This is a genomic window from Streptomyces sp. LS-MS-L19, assembly GCF_058382285.1.
This window is the reverse complement of sequence record NZ_JBYCLL010000001.1, coordinates 8,641,282-8,661,575: the sequence shown is the minus strand read 5'-3', so window position 1 is coordinate 8,661,575 and position 20,294 is coordinate 8,641,282. Positions and strand designations below refer to the sequence as shown.

The 20,294-nt window shown below is 72.1% G+C and carries 17 protein-coding genes; 11 read left to right on the top strand and 6 right to left on the bottom strand.

Annotated elements, in window-relative coordinates; genetic code table 11:
• Positions 1 to 9: 9 nt before the first annotated feature.
• On the bottom strand, positions 10 to 1,107 hold the full coding sequence (locus tag AC2XR2_RS38555) for an NmrA family NAD(P)-binding protein (protein WP_491517625.1): 1,098 nt from the start codon (positions 1,105 to 1,107) through the stop codon (positions 10 to 12).
• Positions 1,108 to 1,286: 179 nt separating this feature from the next.
• Here AC2XR2_RS38555 and AC2XR2_RS38550 point away from each other — a divergent pair, with 179 nt between their 5' ends.
• Entirely contained in the window at positions 1,287 to 2,276 is a 990-nt protein-coding gene (locus tag AC2XR2_RS38550; RefSeq protein ID WP_491517624.1) for an SDR family oxidoreductase, read from the top strand.
• A 143-nt stretch (positions 2,277 to 2,419) separates the two neighbouring features.
• On the opposite strand, the gene AC2XR2_RS38545 is transcribed toward AC2XR2_RS38550, so the two are convergent.
• Entirely contained in the window at positions 2,420 to 3,670 is a 1,251-nt protein-coding gene (locus tag AC2XR2_RS38545) for a cytochrome P450 (RefSeq protein WP_491517623.1), read from the bottom strand.
• A 232-nt stretch (positions 3,671 to 3,902) separates the two neighbouring features.
• On the opposite strand from AC2XR2_RS38545, the gene AC2XR2_RS38540 reads away from it, so the two are divergent.
• The 9 genes from AC2XR2_RS38540 to AC2XR2_RS38500 all read left to right on the top strand — a co-directional run bounded on the left by AC2XR2_RS38540 (position 3,903) and on the right by AC2XR2_RS38500 (position 12,873).
• Positions 3,903 to 4,613: a YqjF family protein gene (locus tag AC2XR2_RS38540; protein ID WP_491518576.1), complete on the top strand. Its 711-nt coding sequence runs from the start codon at positions 3,903 to 3,905 to the stop codon at positions 4,611 to 4,613.
• A 31-nt stretch (positions 4,614 to 4,644) separates the two neighbouring features.
• Complete coding sequence (locus tag AC2XR2_RS38535) at positions 4,645 to 5,283, top strand: hypothetical protein (protein ID WP_491517622.1); 639 nt, start codon at positions 4,645 to 4,647, stop codon at positions 5,281 to 5,283.
• A gap of 180 nt (positions 5,284 to 5,463) precedes the next feature.
• Positions 5,464 to 5,652 carry a hypothetical protein gene (locus AC2XR2_RS38530; RefSeq protein WP_381295958.1) on the top strand — a complete coding sequence of 63 codons (189 nt, stop codon included), beginning with the start codon at positions 5,464 to 5,466 and terminating at the stop codon, positions 5,650 to 5,652.
• Between the two features lie 556 nt (positions 5,653 to 6,208).
• Positions 6,209 to 7,915 (top strand): aa3-type cytochrome oxidase subunit I, encoded by a 1,707-nt coding sequence (ctaD, locus tag AC2XR2_RS38525; RefSeq protein WP_491517621.1) that lies wholly within the window; start codon positions 6,209 to 6,211, stop codon positions 7,913 to 7,915.
• Positions 7,916 to 8,029: 114 nt separating this feature from the next.
• Positions 8,030 to 8,602 (top strand): hypothetical protein, encoded by a 573-nt coding sequence (locus AC2XR2_RS38520; protein WP_381295954.1) that lies wholly within the window; start codon positions 8,030 to 8,032, stop codon positions 8,600 to 8,602.
• Between the two features lie 141 nt (positions 8,603 to 8,743).
• The gene (locus AC2XR2_RS38515; protein ID WP_491517620.1) at positions 8,744 to 9,946 is read left to right on the top strand and encodes a hypothetical protein; all 1,203 of its coding nucleotides are present in this window, start codon (positions 8,744 to 8,746) and stop codon (positions 9,944 to 9,946) included.
• A gap of 1 nt (position 9,947) precedes the next feature.
• A complete protein-coding gene (locus AC2XR2_RS38510; RefSeq protein WP_449350377.1) occupies positions 9,948 to 10,517 on the top strand; it encodes a hemerythrin domain-containing protein in 570 nt (189 codons plus the stop codon).
• 130 nt (positions 10,518 to 10,647) lie between these two features.
• Entirely contained in the window at positions 10,648 to 11,868 is a 1,221-nt protein-coding gene (locus tag AC2XR2_RS38505) for a PP2C family protein-serine/threonine phosphatase (protein WP_381295949.1), read from the top strand.
• Between the two features lie 132 nt (positions 11,869 to 12,000).
• The gene (locus AC2XR2_RS38500; RefSeq protein ID WP_491518575.1) at positions 12,001 to 12,873 is read left to right on the top strand and encodes an SDR family oxidoreductase; all 873 of its coding nucleotides are present in this window, start codon (positions 12,001 to 12,003) and stop codon (positions 12,871 to 12,873) included.
• Between the two features lie 4 nt (positions 12,874 to 12,877).
• Here the strand turns inward: AC2XR2_RS38500 and AC2XR2_RS38495 are convergent, their stop codons facing one another.
• Positions 12,878 to 14,785, bottom strand: coding sequence for an ABC transporter ATP-binding protein (locus tag AC2XR2_RS38495; protein ID WP_491518574.1), 1,908 nt, complete (start codon positions 14,783 to 14,785; stop codon positions 12,878 to 12,880).
• 171 nt (positions 14,786 to 14,956) lie between these two features.
• Between AC2XR2_RS38495 and AC2XR2_RS38490 the strand changes: the two genes are divergently transcribed.
• Positions 14,957 to 15,931 (top strand): lysylphosphatidylglycerol synthase transmembrane domain-containing protein, encoded by a 975-nt coding sequence (locus AC2XR2_RS38490; RefSeq protein ID WP_491518573.1) that lies wholly within the window; start codon positions 14,957 to 14,959, stop codon positions 15,929 to 15,931.
• A gap of 87 nt (positions 15,932 to 16,018) precedes the next feature.
• Here the strand turns inward: AC2XR2_RS38490 and AC2XR2_RS38485 are convergent, their stop codons facing one another.
• The 3 genes from AC2XR2_RS38485 to AC2XR2_RS38475 are packed head-to-tail and all read right to left on the bottom strand — an operon-like array spanning position 16,019 to position 20,147.
• Positions 16,019 to 17,245 carry an NAD(P)/FAD-dependent oxidoreductase gene (locus AC2XR2_RS38485; RefSeq protein ID WP_491517619.1) on the bottom strand — a complete coding sequence of 409 codons (1,227 nt, stop codon included), beginning with the start codon at positions 17,243 to 17,245 and terminating at the stop codon, positions 16,019 to 16,021.
• On the bottom strand, positions 17,242 to 18,711 hold the full coding sequence (locus tag AC2XR2_RS38480) for an FAD-dependent oxidoreductase (RefSeq protein ID WP_491517618.1): 1,470 nt from the start codon (positions 18,709 to 18,711) through the stop codon (positions 17,242 to 17,244). The genes AC2XR2_RS38485 and AC2XR2_RS38480 overlap by 4 nt, the downstream gene beginning before the upstream one ends.
• Entirely contained in the window at positions 18,708 to 20,147 is a 1,440-nt protein-coding gene (locus AC2XR2_RS38475) for an FGGY family carbohydrate kinase (RefSeq protein WP_491517617.1), read from the bottom strand. The genes AC2XR2_RS38480 and AC2XR2_RS38475 overlap by 4 nt, the downstream gene beginning before the upstream one ends.
• Between the last annotated feature and the right edge of the window lie 147 nt (positions 20,148 to 20,294).

Sequence of the window (20,294 nt, the reverse complement as noted above, 5' to 3'; positions counted from 1 at the left end):
CCGGGGTCCTCACAACGTGCCCGTCCTGAAGTCCGCGCTGCTCTTGAGGACCGCGGAGTCCATGGTCCAGTTCTCCGGCTGGACCCTCTCCCAGAGGCTTCCCTTGCCGAGTTCCCTGCCCAGCCGGTCCTCCCGGCGGAACCACTCCTCGGCGGTCCTGATCCGGGTCGGGTGGATCTCGTCGAGCAGGGCGTAGTCCCTGGTGATGATGCCGTGCTTCCACACGTTCCAGAAGCCGGTGAAATTGTCCCGGAAGCTCATGGTGCTCTTGTCGTTCGGGTCGGCGTTGTACCCGGCGGGGTGTTCGGCGATCCCCGTCAGGTCCGGATGACTCCAGTACGTGTCCAGGTCGGTGTCGATGTACCGCGCCGGATGCCCGGTGACCTTCTCGAACGCCGCGGCCATGTCGGCGTAGGTCATGTGCTCGATGGCGACTTCGAGGTCCATGCCGTTGGCCCGCTCCGGGTTGTCGAAGAGCCAGCGGACGTAGAACCCGCAGTCCTCCAGGGACACGTGCGGGACGGCCCCGTCACCGAGGGGGACCCGCCAGGTGACGACGCCCTCCTCGACGGAGGGCGTCATGGGTGTGAGCGGTGAGATGACCATCTCGATGTAGGGGCCCGAGGTGAAGACCGCCGCCCCCATCCGGTCCCGGTTCTTCTCGTTCTGGAACAGCACCCATTCGGCCATACGGCCCTTGCCGTCGTAGTGGCCGGTGCGGAACCGGGAGTCGTAGCCCGACTTCTTGAGGGCGTAGTCGAGATTGCCGTAGACGAAGAACTTGACGCCTTCCTCGATGGCGATCTCATACGTACGGATGGCCCAGTAGGTCTCCGTCTTCTCGCCGGTGTTGAACCCGTCGATGTTGATGAACGCGCCGTCGCAGCCGCGGAACCCCTCGCGCAGTACGTCCTCGTCGGCGAACGTCCCTTCCAGGACGGAGACGTTGCCGAGCGCCACGAGCTCCTGGGCCCGGGGGCTGCCGGCGTCGCGGGTGAGGACCTTGACGGAGTACTTCTTGTCGGCGACCAGGGCGCGGACGACGGGCATGCCCTGAGCCCCTGTTCCGCCGATGACGAAGATCGAGGACGTGGCGTGTGCGGTCATGGCTCTGACTCCCGGTACACAGTGGAAACTGATCGGTTTCCAGCAAGGTACACCGATCGGTTTCCGCTCGGCAAGCGCGTGTCGGTCGAGGCGCGTCGGGCACTCGGAGGGCTGCGGGCCGCGTCACCGGACGGGGGTCGTGTGCGGTCCGCCCGGCTCGGCACGCATGAGGAGGATGTATGGGACTGCGCGATCACGTGGTCGTGGTGACCGGAGCGTCCAGCGGGATCGGACGGGCCACGGCCGAGGCCTTCGCCCGGAAGGGCTGTGCCGTGGTGCTGGCCGCGCGCCGCGAGGAGGCGCTGGAGGCGGCGGCCCGGGAGTGCGGGAAGCATCGCGGGGCACGGACCCTGGTCGTCCCGACAAACACGACGGACGCGGGGGCGGTCGAGAACCTCGCGCGGCGGGCGGTGGCCGAGTTCGGGCGGATCGACGTCTGGGTGAACAACGCGGCGGTCAACGCCTTCGGCCGCTTCGAGGACGTACCGCTGGAGGACTTCCGCCGGGTCCTGGACGTCAACGTGATGGGATACGTGCACGGGGCACGGGCCGCACTGCGGGTGATGCGGGAGCAGGGCACCGGCACGCTGATCAACATCTCGTCCATCGTGGGGGCCGTGTCCCAGCCGTACAGCCACCCCTACAGCATGTCCAAGCACGCCGTACAGGGGCTCGGTTCGAGCCTGCGGCAGCAGCTGAGGGTGGAGGGGCTGAAGGACGTGCACGTGTGCACCGTGATGCCCGCGACCATCGACACCCCGCACTTCCAGCAGGCGGCCAACTACACCGGGCACAAGGTCGTCGCGATGCCGCCGGTCTACACCCCGGAACGCGTCGCCGCAGCGGTCGTCGGCCTCGTACGCCATCCTCGCCGCGAGGTGGTCGTCGGTCCCGCCGGCCGTGCTCTGGTACGCCAGTCCCGGCTCGCGCCCGGGCTCGCGGAGCGGGCCATGGCACGGCAGACGGACAAGGGCCATCTCGATCACGACGAGGAGGCCCCGGCCACCCACGGCGCGCTGCACGTACCGGCGTCCGGGGACGGCGCGGTGCACGGCGGCTGGCACGGGCGGCGACGCACCGCGCTGCGCAGGACCGCCGTCGCCGCAGCGCTGGCCGGAGCGGCCGTGACCGCCGGACGCAGGATGACCCGCGCTGCGGCGGCCGCCTGACCGGTGCCGGGCGATCGGGTCCCCCGTACCTGTCGAGGAACTGACCGCTCAGCAGGCACCGCTCCGAGGGACAAGAAGCTGCCCGCCCGGTGTGACACCGGGCGGGCAGTGCCGGCCGGGTGGCCGGAACTGACCGGTGGCCGTCAGTGCGCGGTCGCCGGAACCCGCACGGGGGCCGCGTGGATGACGAAACCGCTGCGCACCCTCGTCGGCATGCGGTTCAGCGGGATGCGCAGGTCCTGTTCGGGTACGTCGTAGTCCAGCCGGGCGAGCCGCGGTCCGAGGGCCGCGAGCAGGGCGACCGTGACGTCCTCGCCGGGGCAGCGGTGGCCGGTGGTCCGGTCCCCACCCCCCTGCGGCACGAGTTCGTCGCGCTGCGGCGGCCGGCCCACGAAGCGCTGCGGGGCGAAGGCGTACGGCTCCTCCCAGAGGTCGGCGTCGTGGTTCTGCCCGTACAGGTCGAGCAGGATCAGGGTGCCGGCCGGGATCGGCTCGCCCCGCCACTCCAGGTCGGTCACGGCCCGGCCGCCGAGGAAGGGCGCGAAGGGATAGAAGCGCCGCAGCTCGTGGGCGAACGCCACGGCGTAGGCGGGGTCGTCCTCGCGCAGTCGTTCCCTGACCCCGGGGGTGCGCAGTGCGTGGCCGGCGTAGGAGACGAACCAGCACACGGCGACGGTGGGACGGATGACGTTGAGCAGTTCGACGGCGGCGGTGTGCGGGTCCAGGAGCGAGCCGTCGCTGTCCCGGTGGCGGACGACGGCCTCCAGCGCCGAACCGGCGGGAGCCGTGGCCCGGTCCGCCCGGATCTCCTCGACCAGGCCTGCCAGCCAGGCCTCGCTGCGGGCCCTCGCCCGGCGGGCCCGCCAGTGGCGCGGTCCCGGTGTGGCGAAGCCGTCGACCATCGCGACCATGTCCCGGGCCGTGGACTCCGCGTCGGCCAAGGGGACGCCGACCCATCGGCAGACCCCCTGGGTGAGGATCCGGCTCGCTTCGTCGAACAGGACGACCGGGCGCTCGGACCACGACGCCACCGCCTCGTCCCACGCCGCCGTGACGCTGTCGACCAGCTCGCCGACCCGCTGCGGCCCGGTGAGCAGGGAGAGGAACATCTCCTTGCGGCCGCGGTGTGCCTGCCCGTCCAGGGTGTGCACGGCTCCGTGACCGAACAGGGTGCTCAGCACCGGGCCGGGGAGTGCCGTCCCCCGCTCCACATGCCGTTCGTCGTAGAAGAACCGCACTGCTTCCGGGCCGTGCAGGGCGACGGCGTGCCGACCCATCAGCCGGGTGCGCACGAGCGGAGCGGCGGTACGGCGCCGTCGGTCGGGCAGCCAGGTGTACCCCTTGGCGAGGAGGGCGAGTGAGCTGTCGGCGATCGGCGGACGACTCTGATTCATGGCGTCGCGAGTGCCCGTGGCCCGCCACCAGAAACGCGGGCCGGTGGAGGGCCACCCGGTCCGGTGGAGGACCACCCGGTGCGACACCGCCGCACCCTTGGCCCTCGTCACGACCACGGTCTCCGGCGACCGGGCCCGCGTCACGACCACCGTGTCCAACGCCCCCGCACAGCGCACCCCCGCCCCCGCGGCCTGTGCGTTTCCCCGGCGCCCGGGTGGGGACCCGGCGGGCGTGGTGGCGTACGGAGCGGAGCAGCGGGTGCGGGTGCCGGCTCTGCGGGCCCGCTGGCTCCGGCAGGCGTTCGTCCACTGGCCGTTCCGTCCGGAGGCGGTGCAGGCGCTACTGCCCCGGGAACTGGTCGTCGACGAGTACGACGGGATGGCGTGGGTGGGTCTCACGCCGTTCGTGATGGCGGACGTGCGCGCCCCGGGCGTTCCCGCCGCGGTACCGGGGCTCCCGACGTTCGCGGAGACCAACCTGCGGACCTACGTGCGGCGTGAGGACGGCCGGGACGGGATCTGGTTCCTGTCCATCCTGGTGGCCTGCCCGGTGATGCTGGCGGCTCGTGCCGTCGGGGCGCCTTACACCCTGGGACGTCTGCGGGTCACCACCGACGGTGACACCGTGTCGTACGTGGGGTGTCGAGCGGCCGGCCGCGTCTCGTACCGCCTGGACGTCCGTCCCGGCGCCCCTCTGCGGCCGACGGAGCGGGACGTGTGGCTGACCTCGCGCTGGCGGGCGTACACCCGTCGGCTGGGCCGTGTCTGGGAGACACCGGTGGAACACGAGCCCTGGCCGCTGGCGGGCGCGGCCGTCGACGTGGTGGTGGAGACGCTGACCGGAGCGGCCGGACTGCCCGCCCCGCTCGGCGAGCCCGTCGTGCACTACTCCCCGGGGGTCGGTCACGTCCGACTGGGGGCCTCCCGCCCCTCCTCCGCGTGAGCGGGCGACACGCGTGAGCCGGCCGACGCGCGTGAGCGGGCCGACGCGCGGCCCCGGCGGATCGCGGCGGCTGCGCTTCGACGGCTGGATCGCCGGCCTGGGCACGGCCTCCGGGACCCGGGTCGTGCTGGGGCACTGGCCGCGGTCGCCGTTCGGCGCGTTCAGCGATGTGATGCTGGAGCGGCCGGACGGGGAACGGCTGTTGCTGGCCCCCACGCGGGAGACGGCGGACTTCGTCAGCGGCACCTATGTCTTCGACACCGTGCGGCTCGTCCCGGTCGCCGTGCACGTCACCGGCGACACCTGGAGCGTCTCGGCGGGCCCGCTCGACCTGCGTTTCACGACGGGGCGCAGCCGAGCCCTCGGACTGCTGCTGCGCGCGGTGCCCGGCGTACTGGCCCGGCAGCCGGCCTGGTGCACGGTCACGTCCCTCCCCGCGCGCGTGCTGCTGCCCGGCGTGCGCACCCGCGGCAGTGCGCGAGCGGGCCGCCGGGAGTGGTACGGCGCCCGGGACCTGCGGCCGATCCGGGCGGTGTCGGCGGTCCTCGAGGGCGAGGACCTCGGCGCCCTGGCACCCGTCTCCCCACCCGTGCGCTTCGGCTTCGGGTCCGTGCCGGGCGAGCCCTCGCTCACCCGGGTCACGACGACGGTGGCCCTGGCGCCGGAGTGAGGACATACGGCCTGGGGCCGGAGTGAGGACACCCGGCCAGGGGTACCCGCGAGCCGGACGATCAGCTGCTGCACCGCGTGCCCACGAGCTCCGAGGAGCACCTCTCCCCCAAGGGCCGGCAGGGCACCCCCAGCACGGCATACCCACCCCGGACAGCCGACATCCGTAGGAGGACCGACGATGAGTGAACAGACCCCGTCCCAGGCGGAGGGCGAGCGCGAGGAAGACGTACCGGAGGAGGAGACGTCCGGCCGTCGTGACACGCCCCGGACCACGCCTTCACAGGCGGAGGGCGACGACACGGAGGACGAGGAGCCCGAGCAGGGCGAGGAGCGCGCGGAGTGGGAGAGCGGCTGGTCCGGTCCGTGAGGCGGGACGAGCACCAGGACCTCGGGCGGCGGACCGGGCCTGGCGGTGCGCGTGGCGGACGCCCACGGCGCGGGCCGCACGCTGGACCTGCTGATGACGAGCTGTGGCCGCGGCCGGATCACCCGTCATGTCCCGTTGCCGCGCACCGACGTCCTGGGCGGTCCGTACTCCAGCCTCCTCCCCTACCGGGTCGGGGACCGGCGCGGCGTCCTGGCCGCCTTCCCGCGCCGGTCCCGGCCGGCGCCGGTGTACGGCGACCCGGCACGGCTGCGCGACGCCCTGGCGTCCGGACGCTCGTCCTCGACCTGTGCGCGGAGACAGCCGCAACAGCCGGGGCATCACGAGTGTCGGTGTCAGGGGCATCAGGGCGGTCCTGGCGGCCCTTCGGCGTGCTGACGGTGGACGCCCACAGCCTCAGCGCGCCGGCCCGGACACGCCGCGCCGCCTATCGGGGTTCGCGTGCGGGTCGAGGAACAAACTGGCAGGACTAGGTTCCGGCAGGCTGGTTACACGCTGCCCGACATGCAGACCCCTCGATGCACGGCAGGGCGGGCTGATGGCCACACACACCGAACCGGTCGCTCCGGTCCCGACGGCGGAGCGGCTCAGCAGAGGCCGCGTGATCGTGTCCTGGGTGACCACGACCGACCACAAGAAGATCGGCCATCTCTATCTGATCACCTCGTTCTGCTTCTTCCTGATCGGCGGGGTCCTCGCGATGGCGATCAGGGCGGAGCTGGCCCGCCCCGGACTTCAGTTCCTCTCCAACGAGCAGTACAACCAGGCATTCACCATGCACGGCACGATCATGCTGCTGCTCTTCGCGACGCCGACCTTCGCCGGGTTCGCCAACGCGGTCATGCCGCTCCAGATCGGCTCGCCGGACGTGGCCTTCCCGCGGCTGAACATGTTCTCCTACTGGCTGTTCCTGTTCGGCGGGCTGATCGTGCTCGGCAGCTTCCTCACCCCGCAGGGCGCCGCCGACTTCGGCTGGACCGCGTACACCCCGCTCAGCGGCCCCCTCCGCAGCGGCTACGTCGGCGCCGACCTGTGGATCATGGGGCTGGCGCTGGCCGGGTTCGGCACCATCCTCGGCGCGGTCAACTTCATCACCACCATCATCTGCATGCGCGCCCCCGGCATGACGATGTTCCGGATGCCGATCTTCACCTGGAACGTGCTGCTCACCTCGGTGCTCGTCCTGCTGGCCTTCCCGGTCCTGGCGGCCGCGCTGCTCGCCCTGGAGGCCGACCGGCACTTCGGCTCGCACGTCTTCGACGCCCAGTACGGCGGACCGCTGCTGTGGCAGCACCTGTTCTGGTTCTTCGGGCATCCCGAGGTGTACATCCTCGCGCTGCCTTTCTTCGGGGTGATCAGCGAGATCATCCCGGTGTTCTCCCGCAAGCCGATCTTCGGTTACGTCGGTCTGATCGGCGCCACGATCGCCATCACCGGTCTGTCCGTGACCGTGTGGGCGCACCACATGTTCGCCACCGGGGCCGTGCTGCTGCCGTTCTTCTCCTTCATGAGCTTCCTGATCGCCGTACCGACGGGGGTGAAGTTCTTCAACTGGATCGGCACGATGTGGAAGGGCTCGATCTCCTTCGAACCGCCGATGCTGTGGGCGGCCGGCTTCCTCGTGACCTTCCTCTTCGGCGGGCTGACCGGGGTGATCCTCGCGTCGCCGCCGATGGACTTCCACGTCACCGACAGCTATTTCGTGGTGGCGCACTTCCACTACGTCCTGTTCGGCACGATCGTCTTCGCGATGTTCGGCGGGTTCAGCTTCTGGTGGCCGAAGATGATCGGCACCATGCTCGACCACCGCCTGGAGAAGATCCACTTCTGGACCCTGTTCGTCGGCTTCCACACCACGTTCCTGGTCCAGCACTGGCTCGGCGCCGAGGGCATGCCCCGCCGCTACGCCGACTACCTGGCCGCCGACGGCTTCACCGCCCTCAACACCCTCTCCTCCGTCGGCGCGTTCCTGCTGGGCCTGTCCACCCTGCCGTTCCTCTACAACGTGTGGAAGACCGCCAAGAAGGGCGAGCGGATCGAGGTGGACGACCCCTGGGGCTACGGCCGCTCCCTGGAGTGGGCGACGTCCTGCCCGCCGCCGCGCCACAACTTCAACGCCCTGCCGCGCATCCGCTCCGAGTCCCCCGCCTTCGACCTGCACCACCCGGAGACGGTCGAGTGGGACCAGAAGCAGCACTCGGGCAAGCGTGACGTCGTGGACGCCGAGGGACACGAGCAGGAGTGAGGCCGTGAGCGCGGCGCCGACGCCGGGGTTCCGCGGCGCGGCGGACGAGGCGGTGGACCTGCCCTGCGGGGGCACTCGGAGGCCGGCACAGGACGCGGCAGCCGGAGGGGCACCATGAACACGACGGCACAGACCTCCCAGGACGGGCGGGTGCGGCAGAAGCGGCTGGTGATCTACTTCAACGACCACCTGGCGGGCGCGACGGCAGGCGCGGAGCTGGCCCGCCGCACGGCGGAGCAACACCGCGGGTCGCCCTTCGGCGAGGCGCTGGAGAACCTCCGCAAGGAGATCGCGCAGGACCGGCAGGCACTGGTGCGGCTCCTCGCCGACCTCGACGTCCCGGTCCGGCACTACAAGGTGTACGGGGCCTGGCTCGGTGAGAAGGCCGGACGGGCGAAGCCCAACGGGCGGCTGGTGCGCCGTTCCGGGCTCGCGCTGCTGATCGAACTGGAGGCACTGCGGCTGGGGGCGCAGGGCAAGGCGGCCCTGTGGCGCGGGCTGCTCGCCGCGTCGGCACAGGACGCACGGCTGGACGCCGACCGTCTGGAGGAGTTGCTGCGCCGGGCCGAACGGCAGATCAAGACGCTGGACGTGCTGCACTCCCGGGCCGCCACCGCGCTGCTGTTCCCGGCCCCGCCCCCGGAACCGACGTCGACGGCCGCGGCCGGGACGAACACGCCGACGTGACCTGCCCGGACCGCGCCGGTCCGGCGGCCCTCCTCCCGCCGGTCCGACCACATCCTCCACACGACCTTCATCCGCCGGTTACACCGGCCGGCCACGGGTACCCGCGCGGCTCCGCTCCGGCCATCAGCCGAGGAGACCCTCATGGGCTTCAACCCACTGGAACACCAAGGCATCCCCCTGGACCGCCAGCTGCGCAACTGGCGGGAGCTCGACGTCGAACCCGTCGACCCCGACCGCGGTGACCCGTACACCAAGTGCCGTGTCATCACGATGAACGGCATCGAGGTCGAGGCGATCCTCTTCAGCCACCAGTTCGCCCGCCACTGTCCCGACCCCGAGGTCAAACGCCGGCTGGCGGAGGTCCGCTACATCGAGCAACAGCAGCAGAAGGCCGTCAACTGGCTGCTGCCCGGCCTCGCCTCGGTCCTGGAGACGACGATCTCCTACGAGCAGGTCGCGGTCGACCTCACCGGCTGGATCGCCCGCCACGAGCCCGACCCGTACCTCAAGCAGGCGTACGAGTTCGGCGTCCTGGAGGACTTCGACCACCTGTACCGGTACTCCAACCTCTACGAGATGATCGAGCACCGCAAGGCGGAGTCGATCGTGGAGGGCCTCACCGAGGTGATGCCGGGACGGCCGACCAAGTTCCACCACCGGCACCCGGTCGACAACGTGCGCGAGCCCTACGACCGCACGACGGTCAACCCGCTGTCCCGGCTGCACGCGCTGACCATCATGTCGGCCGAGCAGCAGACCCTGAACTTCTACCTGAACGTCGGCCCCCAGTACATGGAGCCGATCGCCCGCCAGCTCTACCAGGAAATCGCCATGGTGGAGGAGGAGCACGTCACCCACTACGAGTCCCTGGTGGACCCGGGCGAGACGTGGTGGGAGCAGCTCGTCAACCACGAGTACAACGAGTGCTACCTCTACCACTCCTTCATGGAGCAGGAGTCCGACCCCAAGGTGAAGGCGATCTGGGAGCTCCACCTGAACATGGAGCTCGAACACCTGCGGATCGCCTGCGACCTGATGCGCCGTCACGACGGCCGGGAGCCGCAGGAGATCCTCGCCCCGGAGCTGCCGAACGTGCTGACGTTCGAGGAGAACAAGCAGTTCGTACGGGGTCTGCTGGACACCCAGATGGATCTGACGACCCTGGGCACCGGCTATGTCCGGGACGCCCACGAGCGCTTCCAGAAGATGCAGGAGCGGATCCACGGCGGCGAGGAGCCGCCCAGCGAGCGGGTGATGGCCCAGCACCGGGAGATGTTCGGCCGCGAGTACCGCATCGAGACGGAGGGCGAGCACCCCGACGTCGCCTCCCGGGAGAGGAGCTGACATGGCCGGGATCGCCGCGAGCGACGCCGACGTCGTGGCCCTGCTGATGCGTCAGCACGGTGACATCCGCAACCTCTTCGACGAGGTGGAGCGGACGTCCGGGGACGAGCGCCGGTCGGCCTTCCGGAGCCTGGTGCGGCTTCTGGCCGTGCACGAGACGGCCGAGGAGGAGGTCATCCGTCCCTTCACCCGCACGTCCGTGCCGGACGGCGGGAAGGTCGCGGACGAGCGGCTGGCCGAGGAGCGCGAGGCGAAGGAGGTCCTGTCGCGGCTCGACGGGATGGACACCGACGACCCGAAGTTCCTGCCCGAACTCCACACGCTGCGCCTGGACGTGATGAAGCACGCCCGCGCGGAGGAGCGGTACGAGTTCAACCACATCCGCCGGCACGCGGACAAGGCACGCCTGGGTTCCATGGCCACCGCCCTGAAGGCGGCCGAGGCGATGGCGCCGACCCACCCCCACCCCGGGACCGAGTCGGCGGTCAAGAACATGACCCTGGGGCCGGTGGCGGCCCTGGTCGACCGCACGCGGGACGCCGTACGCAAGGCCATGGGCAAGGACGGCTGACCGCCTCCGCCCCCTTGCCCGGCACCACGCCCCTGGACTGTGGCTTCGGCAGTGACGGCCGCGGCTCAGGAGTCAGGTGTGCCGCCGCGGGTAGGCGGACGGTATCCGATCGCGGGACCGGGGTGGCGGCATGGTGAACACCGGGGACACGGGGAGGATGCTGCGGCTGCTGCTGCAGGAGGCGCACCTGGTGACGCTGGAGCAGTTGCCCGGTCTCGTCGCGGAACGCGCGGGCGCGGCCGGGCTGTACGACGTGGCCGTCTTCGCCGTCGACCTGCGCGAGACCCTGCTGCGGCAGATCACCGGCCGCGGGCTCGACGCGGCGGCGGGCGGCGAGGAGCTGGGGATCGACGGCACCCTGCCCGGACGCGCCTACCAGCGGGTGACGATCGTCGCCGAACCCCCGCGCGAGGAACGCTCCCGGCGCCGGTGGTGGGTGCCGGTGACCGACGGCGTCGAGCGCATCGGGGTGCTGCGGGCGGACACGGAGGACGGGGACGATCAGGCCGTACGGCAGGATCTGCGCGACCTGGCCTCGCTGGTGGCGCTGGTCCTGCTCAGCAAGCGGTCCTGCAGTGACTCCTTCGCCCGGCTGGTGCGCACGGAACCGATGAACGTGGCGGCGGAGATGCAGTGGAAGCTGATGCCGCCGTCCGCCTTCGCCGGGCAGGACGTGACCGTGGGCGCGGTGAGCGAGCCCGCCTACGAGATGGGCGGTGACGCCTTCGACTACGCCGTCAGCGGCAACGTCCTGCATCTGTCCGTGTTCGACGCGATGGGCCACGACACCACCGCGGGGATCACCGCGAACCTGGCGGTGGCCGCCTGCCGCAACGCCCGCCGCCAGGGGGCCTCGCTCGCCGAGACGAGCCGGGCCGTCGAGGACGTGCTCATGGCCCACTTCGGGACCAGCCGCTACGTCACCGGCATCCTCGCCGACCTCGATCTCGACACGGGACACCTGACCTGGATCAACCGGGGTCACCCGCTGCCGCTGGTCATCCGCGACCACCGCTGGACCGTCGAGCTGGTCTGCCCGCCGGCCGGCCCGATGGGGACGGGCCTGGGGCTGCCGATCGTCGTCGACCGTCAGCAGCTGGAGCCGGGTGACCGGCTGCTGCTGTACACCGACGGGATCGTCGACGCCCGCGACGCCGCGGGCGAGCGGTTCGGCCGTGACAAGTTCGTCGACTTCATCGTGCGCCACCACTCCGACCGCCAGACGCTGCACGAGACCCTGCGCCGGCTGATGCACGCGGTGCTCGACCACCACTGCGGCCGCCTGAACGACGACGCCACCGTCCTGCTCACCGAGTGGCGCGCCGGCCACCAGCACCGGCTCGTTCCCTGACCCCGCCGCCGGTTCCGGTTTCCCCTCCGCGAGGCCAGGGCACCCGCGCCCGGTCATGGTCGTTTCCCGACGAACCGCGCAAGGAGAACTGATGCGAGAGCAGGACCGGACCACGTCGACACCCCTCCGGTGATCTCCTCGGAGCCCGAGCCGGACTTTCCCGCGCAGAAGGTGGACCCGCCCGGCCTGGAGTCGGACATGACCCCCAGGCCCCGGTACCGGGCCGAGCGCTACAAGGCCGCGGGCAAGCTGACCGGCAAGGTGGCCCTGATCACCGGGGGTGACTCCGGTATCGGCCGCGCCGTGGCGCTGCTGTACGCCCGGGAGGGCGCGGACGTCGCCATCGTCTACCTCCCCGGGGAACAGCCGGACGCCGACGAGACCCGGCAGGTGGTCGAGGAGCAGGGCCGCAGGTGTCTGCTGCTGCCGGGCGACCTGTGCGATCCGGAGTTCTGCCGGGACGTCGTCGAGCGGACCGTGCGGGAGCTCGGGCAGCTGAACATCCTGGTCAGCAATGCCGCCTACCTCAACAGCAAGCTGCACCTGGAGCAGTTGACGGCCGACGACTGGGACCGGACGTTCAAGACGAACGCCTACGCCTACTTCCACCTCGTGATGGCCGCCCTTCCCCACCTGGACAAGGGCGGCTCGATCATCGCCACCGCCACCGAGGAAGCGCTGAAGGGCAGCACCACCATGATCGACTACGCGGCTTCCAAGGCCGCCGTGATCACCTTCACCAAGTCGATCGCCCCGCATCTGGCGGCGCGGGGCGTGCGGGCCAACATCGTGGCGCCCGGCCCCACCTGGACGGTCCTGAACGTCGCCGACCCGCACATGCCTCCCGGTGACCTGGCCCAGGTGGGCAGCGAGACGCCGGTCGGCCGACCCGCGCAGCCGGAGGAGATCGCCCCGGCGTATGTCTTCCTGGCCTCGGACGCCGATTCGAGCTTCGTCACCGGAGAGGTCCTCGCGGTCACCGGCGGGGAGACGGACACCCGGTGACCGACTAGACCGCGGCAGCCTCCGGGACCTCGCCGTCGGTCTCGGTGACCTCGCCGCCGTGCGAGGCGAACTGGGTGCGGTACAGCTCCGCGTAGCGGCCGTCGAGGGCGAGCAGTTCCCCGTGTGTCCCCCGCTCCACGATCCGGCCGTCCTCGACCACCAGGATCTGGTCGGCCGCCCGGACCGTGGACAGCCGGTGGGCGATGACGATCGCCGTCCGGCCCTCCAGCGCCTCGGTGAGCGCCTCCTGGACGGCGGCCTCCGAGGTGTTGTCCAGGTGGGCGGTGGCCTCGTCGAGGATGACGACCCGCTGTCGGGCCAGCAGGAGCCGGGCGATGGTCATGCGCTGGCGCTCACCACCGGAGAGCCGGTAGCCGCGCTCGCCGACCACGGTGTCGAGGCCGTCGGGCAGGGACCGTACGAGGGCGTCGAGGCGGGAGCGGCGCAGGGCGTCCCAGAGGTCGTCCTCGGTCGCCTCCGGGCGGGCCAGCAGCAGGTTGGCGCGGACGGTGTCGTGGAAGAGGTGGCCGTCCTGGGTGACCATGCCGAGGGTCGCGCGCAGGGAGCCCGCGGTCAGGTCGCGGACGTCGACGCCGCCGACCCGGACGGCGCCCTCGTCGACGTCGTAGAGCCGCGGCAGCAGCTGGGCGATCGTCGACTTGCCGGCGCCGGACGAGCCGACGAGCGCGACGGTCTGGCCGGGTTCGGCGCGGAAGGAGACGCCGTGCAGGACCTCGGAGCCGCCGCGGGTGTCGAGGGCGGCGACCTCCTCCAGTGAGGCCAGCGAGACCTTGTCGGCGGAGGGGTAGCCGAAGCGGACGTCCGCGAACTCGACGGCGACCGGTCCTTCGGGGACCTCGCGGGCGTCCGGTTTCTCCGCGATCAGCGGCTTCAGGTCCAGCACCTCGAAGACCCGCTCGAAGCTGACCAGCGCGCTCATCACCTCGACGCGGGCTCCGGCGAGGGCGGTGAGCGGCGCGTACATGCGGGTCAGGAGCAGGGCGAGGGAGACCACCGCGCCGGGTTCCAGGGTGCCGCGCAGGGCGAACCAGCCGCCGAGGCCGTAGACCAGGGCGAGGGCCAGGGCGGAGACCAGGGTGAGGGCGGTGATGAACACCGACTGGGCGGTGGCCGTGCGGACGCCGATGTCGGCCACCTGGCGGGCCCGGGCCGCGAACTCCACGGACTCCTGTTCGGGGCGGCCGAAGAGCTTGACGAGGGTGGCGCCGGGCGCGGAGAAGCGCTCGGTCATCCGGGTGCCCATGGCCGCGTTCAGGGTGGCCGCCTCCCGCTGCATGCGGGCCATCCGGCTGCCCATGCGGCGGGCCGGGATCACGAAGACGGGGAGCAGCGCGAGCGCGAGCAGGGTGATCTGCCAGGAGAGGGTGAGCATCACCACAAGCGTCAGCAGCAGGGTGACCAGGTTGCTGACCACGCCGGACAGGGTGTTGCTGAAGGCGCGCTGGGCGCCGATGACGTCGTTGTTGAGACGGGAGACGAGTGCTCCCGTACGAGTGCGTGTGAAGAACGCGACCGGCATGCGCTGCACATGATCGAACACAGCCGTGCGCAGATCGAGGATGAGGCCCTCCCCGAGCGAGGCCGACAGGCGCCGGGCGAGGATGCCGAGCGCCGCCTCGGCGACCGCGATCAGCGCGATGAGCAGAGCCAGGCGTACGACCTTGCCCTCGTCGTTTCCCGACACGATCGCGTCCACGACGTTCCCGGCGAGCACGGGCGTGGCCACGGCGAGCAGCGCGGTCGCCACCCCGAGCACGACGAAACGGGCGATTCGGGTACGGTGCGGTCGGGCGAACGCGCCGATGCGGCGCAGCGTCGCGCGGGCGAACGGGCGGCGCTCCTGCTCGGCGTTCATGACACTGTGCAGCTGTGTCCAGGCTGTGGTCTCCATGCTCATGGGAGAGAACTTAGGACCTCAAGCGTTGTTGAGGTCAACGGCCGGACGACTTCCGCCCGGCCGAAGGACCCGTCCGTTCGACCGAAGGACTCGATGACCGCACGTAAGACCCTGGCCCCGCTGCCGCTACCCGCAGTTGGCGCGCCGAGGAAAACCTCTCCCGATGTGACCGCGGTAGAACTCCCCCAGGGACGCCCACTCCAGCGCTTCCCCGTCCGCCGTATCCGCCAGATCCTGTGTCTGGTCCCGCTCCTGCTCGTCACCGTCGTGGCCGTGCGGCACCGGTCCGTGCTCGCCGAGGGCTTCGGCCATCTGCGGCAGGCCGAGTGGCCGTGGCTCGCCGCCGCGGCCGGTACCACCTGTCTGACCTGGGTGGCCGCCTCCTTCACCCGGCAGGGCGCCGTGGTGCAGCGGCTGCCCCGGCGACGGCTGCTGGCCACGCAGTTCGCGGCGGGCGCGGCCAACCACCTGCTGCCGACGGGCCTCGGCGCGAGCGCGGTCAACCTGCGCTTCATGACCGTGTGCGGGGTGCCGCTCGCCCGCTCCTCGGCCGCGCTCGCCCTGTATCTGCTGGCGGAGTCGGTCGGCCGGCTCGCCCTGCTGGCCGCGCTGTTCGTCGCCTTCCCCGACGCACTGCGTCTCGGCGCGCTGCTGCCGGACACGGCGGCCGGTCCGCTGCTGCTGGGGCTGGGCGCGGTCGTGGTGGTGGCCGTGGGTGTGCTCGCGGGCGTCCGCCGGGTCCGTACGGCCGTCGGCTCCTTCCTGCGGACCGCGCTGGGCGAGGCGCGCTCGGTGCACTCCCGCCCGTCCCGGGCCCTCGCCCTGTGGGGCGGTTCGCTGGCCTTCCCCGCGCTCCAGGCGGCCGGGCTCGCCGCGGTGGGGCAGGCGCTCGGGCTCTCGGTGCCGCCCGTGCACATGGCGCTCGCCTACCTCGCGGCGACCTGCGCGGTGGCGCTGGTGCCCACGCCGGGCGGGGTCGGCTCGGTGGAGGCGGCCCTGGTGGCGGCGCTGGTGGCGGCGGGCGGCCCGGCGGCCGTGGCGACGGCGGTGGTGCTCGCCTACCGGATCATCACGGTCTGGGTACCGCTGGTACCGGGCGCGCTGACGCTGGGCGCGCTGGTGCGGCTGAAGGTGATCTGACGGGCGGGCACGGGTGGGTCACCGCGCGGTGATCCGACCGACGGGCACGGGGGCCACCGGGGGGATCTGGCCGACGGCCGCGGGACGTCACCGTGAGGTGATCCGGACGGCCACCGGGCCGCCCTTGGGATCGACTCGGTGTGTCCAGCGGGCGGCCAGGGTGAGGGTCCGGTTCGGAAGGGCCCGGAGCAGGGCCTGGCGGTGCAGTGTGCGGCCGTCCTGAGCGACGTGCAGGAGGGACCGGCTCAGGGGGACCCTCGTGCGCAGGACGTACGGCAGTCCGCGGTCGGCCGGGGTGACCCGGTTGGGGGCGATCCAGCGCAGGGGCGGCTCGACCAGCAGGGGGACGTGGTCGGGAGGTTCGGCTCCCGCGAGGGCTGCGAGAACGGCACCGGCCACGTGCGCACCCTCCCGGGCCGCGGTCGCCGCGCTCTCCACGGCGTGCAGCACACTGCCGACGGCGAAGACGCCGGGCCGTGACGTGTGCAGCGAGCCGTCGACGACCGGGCCGCGGGTGCCGGTGTCGAGGGCGAGGCCGCCGCGCCGGACCAGTTCGTGCTCGGGCACGAAGTCGCCGGTGAACACGACGGTGTCGCAGGGCAGTACGGCCGTCCGGCCGTCGTGGTGCCGGACGCGGACCCCGGACAGCCTTCCGTGGCCGAGGAGTTCGGTGACCGTGGTGTCGGTGAGGAGCGGGATCCCTTGTCCGAGCCGGGCGTCGGCCGCGCGGGCGATGGTGGTCTGCGGCCGGGGGAGGTCGGTGACCATGGCGACGACCGCCGCTCCCGCGGCCCGTACGGTGGCGGTGGCCGCGTAGGAGACGTCCTCGGCGCCGACCACGACAGCGCGTTCGCCGACCCGCTGTCCGTACAGGTGCACGGCCTGCTGGAGTTCGCCCGTCGTGTAGACGCCCGCGGGCCGGGTGCCGGGCACCAGCCGTGCGGAGCGCGGGCGTTCCCGGGCGCCGGTGGCCAGGACGACCGCGCGTGCCTCGATCGTCTCCGGGCCACCGGGGCCGACGGTGTGCAGTGCCAGGGGGCCCGCCCAGTCAAGGGCGGTGACGTGGGTGCGTACGACGGCTCCGGCGCCCTCGGCGGCGGTGACGAGCAGTCGGGCGTACTCGGGGCCAGTCAGGGGGTGCCGCCAGGTGCCGTAGCCGCCGTGCGCACAGTGGCGTGGTACTCCCCCGGCCTGTGACTCGCGGTCCATTGCCTCGACCCGGGGCACTCGCGCGGTGGCCAGACGGGCGGCGGCCGCGAGTCCCGCGGGGCCGGCGCCGACGATCAGGACGTCCACCTGGCGCACCCGGCTCACCTGGGCACCTCCTCGAACAGCTTCCGTACCGCCGCCCCGCAGTGGAACCCCTGGCACCGCCCCGCCCGGGCCCGGGTCCGGCGGCGCAGTCCGTCGAGTCCCGCCGGGGGGATCGTGGCGGTGAGCGCGTCGCGGATCTCGCCCCGGGTCACCCGCTCGCAGTGGCAGACGACGGTGCCGTACTCCGGGTCGGCGGCGATGAGTTCGGGCCGCTGGTAGGGGCGCGGGAAGGCCTCGCCGAGGTTGGGCATGCGGACCGGGTCCAGGTCCGCGGCGGGCCCGGGGTCGAGTCCGCTGTCGGCGAGCAGGTCCGTCACGTACGCGGCGATGGCGAGCGAGGCGGTCAGTCCGGTCGAGCGGATGCCGCCGACGGTGACGTACGCCTGTTCCGGGTGCGCGGTGATGCGGTAGTCCTCGTGCTCGGTGGCGGCGCGCAGGCCCGCGTAGACGGCGGTGACCTCCTCGTCGAGCAGCGCGGGGAGGATGCGGCGGCCCTGGTCGCGGAGCGCTCGCAGTCCTTCGGCGGTGGAGAGGGTGGCCCGCTTGTCGTCGAGGTCCTCGGCGGTGGGGCCGAGCAGGACGTTGCCGTAGACGGTGGGGGCCACCAGGACGCCCTTGCCGAGTGCCGTGGGGACGGGCAGCAGGATGTGGTGGACGAGGTCGCGGGCGAACTTGTCGAGGACGAGCAGTTGGCCGCGGCGCGGGGTGACGGTGAAGTCGTCGTGGCCGAGGGCGCGGTCGAGGGTGTCGGCGTGCAGTCCGGCGGCGTTGACGAGCCAGCGGGTGCGGAGGGGGCCGCGTGCCGTGTCGAGGACGTGGTGGCCGTGGTGTCGGCCGACCGTCCTGACCTGGGTGTTGAGGTGGAGGCCGACGCCGTTGCGGACCGCCTGGGTGGCGTACGCCAGGTTCGTCGTCCAGGGGCAGATGATGCTCTCGCCGGGCACGTGCAGGGCGCCGAGCGCGCCGGGGCCGAGGTGGGGTTCGCGGTCGTAGAGCTGGGCCCGGTTCAACAAGCGGGTGGCGAAGTACTCGTTGCTCTCTGCCTTCTCCACCAGGCGGGGCAGGGCGGCGAGTTGGTCCTCGTTCCAGGCGACGAGGAGGGCGCCGACGGGTTCCACGGGGATGCCGGTCGCGGTCGCGTACTCGGCGAGCAGGTGTGCGCCCTCCCGGACCAGGCGGGCCTCCAGAGTGCCGGGGGTGGCGTCGAAACCGGTGTGCAGGATGGCGGTGTTGGCCTTCGAGCTGCCCTGGCCCACGTCGTCCTGTGCGTCCACGAGGGCGAGGCGGAGGCGGGGGTGGTGCGCGAGGGAGCGGGCTATGGCGGTGCCCACGACTCCGGCGCCGACGATCGTGACGTCGTACGGCGACGATGGAAGGGGACCCTGCCGGGTTACGGTGACAACTTTCGACTGCGGCTGCGTCGTGGCTGGTCGCGCAGTTCCCCGCGCCCCTGCGGGGCGCGTCATCGGGGCGTTCCTTCGAGCAGTGCCGTGACCGCGCTTCGGAAGACCGCCAGTCGCTCCGCCGCCTCCTCGGGCGAGACCCGCGGTTCGTACACCGCGGCCGGTTTCCAGTCCGGCAGGGCGTCGGCGACGGACAGGGCGGGTTCGGCGCCCAGGCGGGCCAGTGCGCCCACGCCCAGGGCCGTCGCGTCCGGGAGGGCCGACACCTCGACCGGGCGTTGCAGCAGGTCGGCCTGGGTCTGCAGGAGCAGGGCGGAGCGGGTGAGGCCGCCGTCGACGCGGAGGGTGTCCAGGGGTGAGCCGAGATCCGTCGCGGCGGCCTCGGCCAGCTCGACCACCTGGGCCGCCAGTCCCTCGCACAGGGCGCGCACCACGTGCCCGGGGCCGGTGTCCAGGCCCAGCCCCGTGAGCGAGCCGCGCAGGTCGCCGCGCCACCAGGGGGCCGCGAGTCCGGCGAGGGCCGGGACGAAGGTGACCCCGCCGCTGTCCGGCACCGAGCCGCCCACCGTGTCGAGGTCGGCGGCGCCCTTGATGACGCCCAGGTCGGTGAGCCAGCGGACCGCCGACGCGGCCGTGTAGACCTGGCCGTCCAGGCAGTAGCTGGTCCGTCCGCCGAGCCGCCAGGCCACACAGCTCACCAGCCCCGACCCACCGCGTCGGGGCACGGACCCGGTGTGGGCGAGCAGGAACGCGCCGGTGCCGTAGGTGCACTTGGCGCCGCCCGGTGCGGTGATCCGCTGGGCGAGCAGGGCGGCCTGCTGGTCGACGGCCAGGCCGGTGAGCGGGATCTCCGGGCCGAACTCCCTTGTCACACCCACCTGTCGGGCGTTGTCGACGATCTCCGGGAGCCGTTCGTCGGCCAGTCCGTACAGGTCGAGGGCGCGCGGTGACCACTCGGCGCGGTCGAGGTCGAGGAGCTGGGTGCGTCCGGCCGTGGCGGCGTCCGTGACGAAGGCGCCGGTGAGCCGGTGGACCAGCCAGGTGTCGCTGGTGGTGACGACTCCCTCGCGGGTGAGGTGCCGTCGTATCCACGCCATCTTCGGCGCGGCGAAGTAGGGGTCCAGCGGGAGGCCGGTCAGCTCCCGTAACTCGTCCGCGTGAGCGGTGAGTTCGGTGCACACGCTCGACGCCCGGCGGTCCTGCCAGACGAGCGCGTCGGTGAGCGGCCGGCCCGTCGCCGGGTCCCAGGCGAGCACGGTCTCGCCCTGGTTGGCGAGGCCCAGCGCGGTCACGGGTTCACCCGCCTCGGCCAGCGCACGCGCACCCGCCTCGACCACCGAGTCGTGGAGCTGGGCGGGATCGACCTCGACGAGGCCGCCGGGCAGAGCGCGGGGCCGTACCTCGGCGAACCCGGTGCCGATGACGCCGCGTTCGGGGCAGATCACCAGGGCCTTGGTGCCGGACGTGCCCTGGTCGACGGCGAGCACCGGACCGCCCATGACGTCCCTTCCCGAGTGATCACTGACCGACAGCCTGCCGTCGCCCTCCGTGTCCCGTCAAGCGGCCCCCACCAGCCGCGCATCGGGTCCGTTGACTGGCTGATCACCAGTCAACTCCCCTGTTGTGAAAAGACGTTCGCAATGATC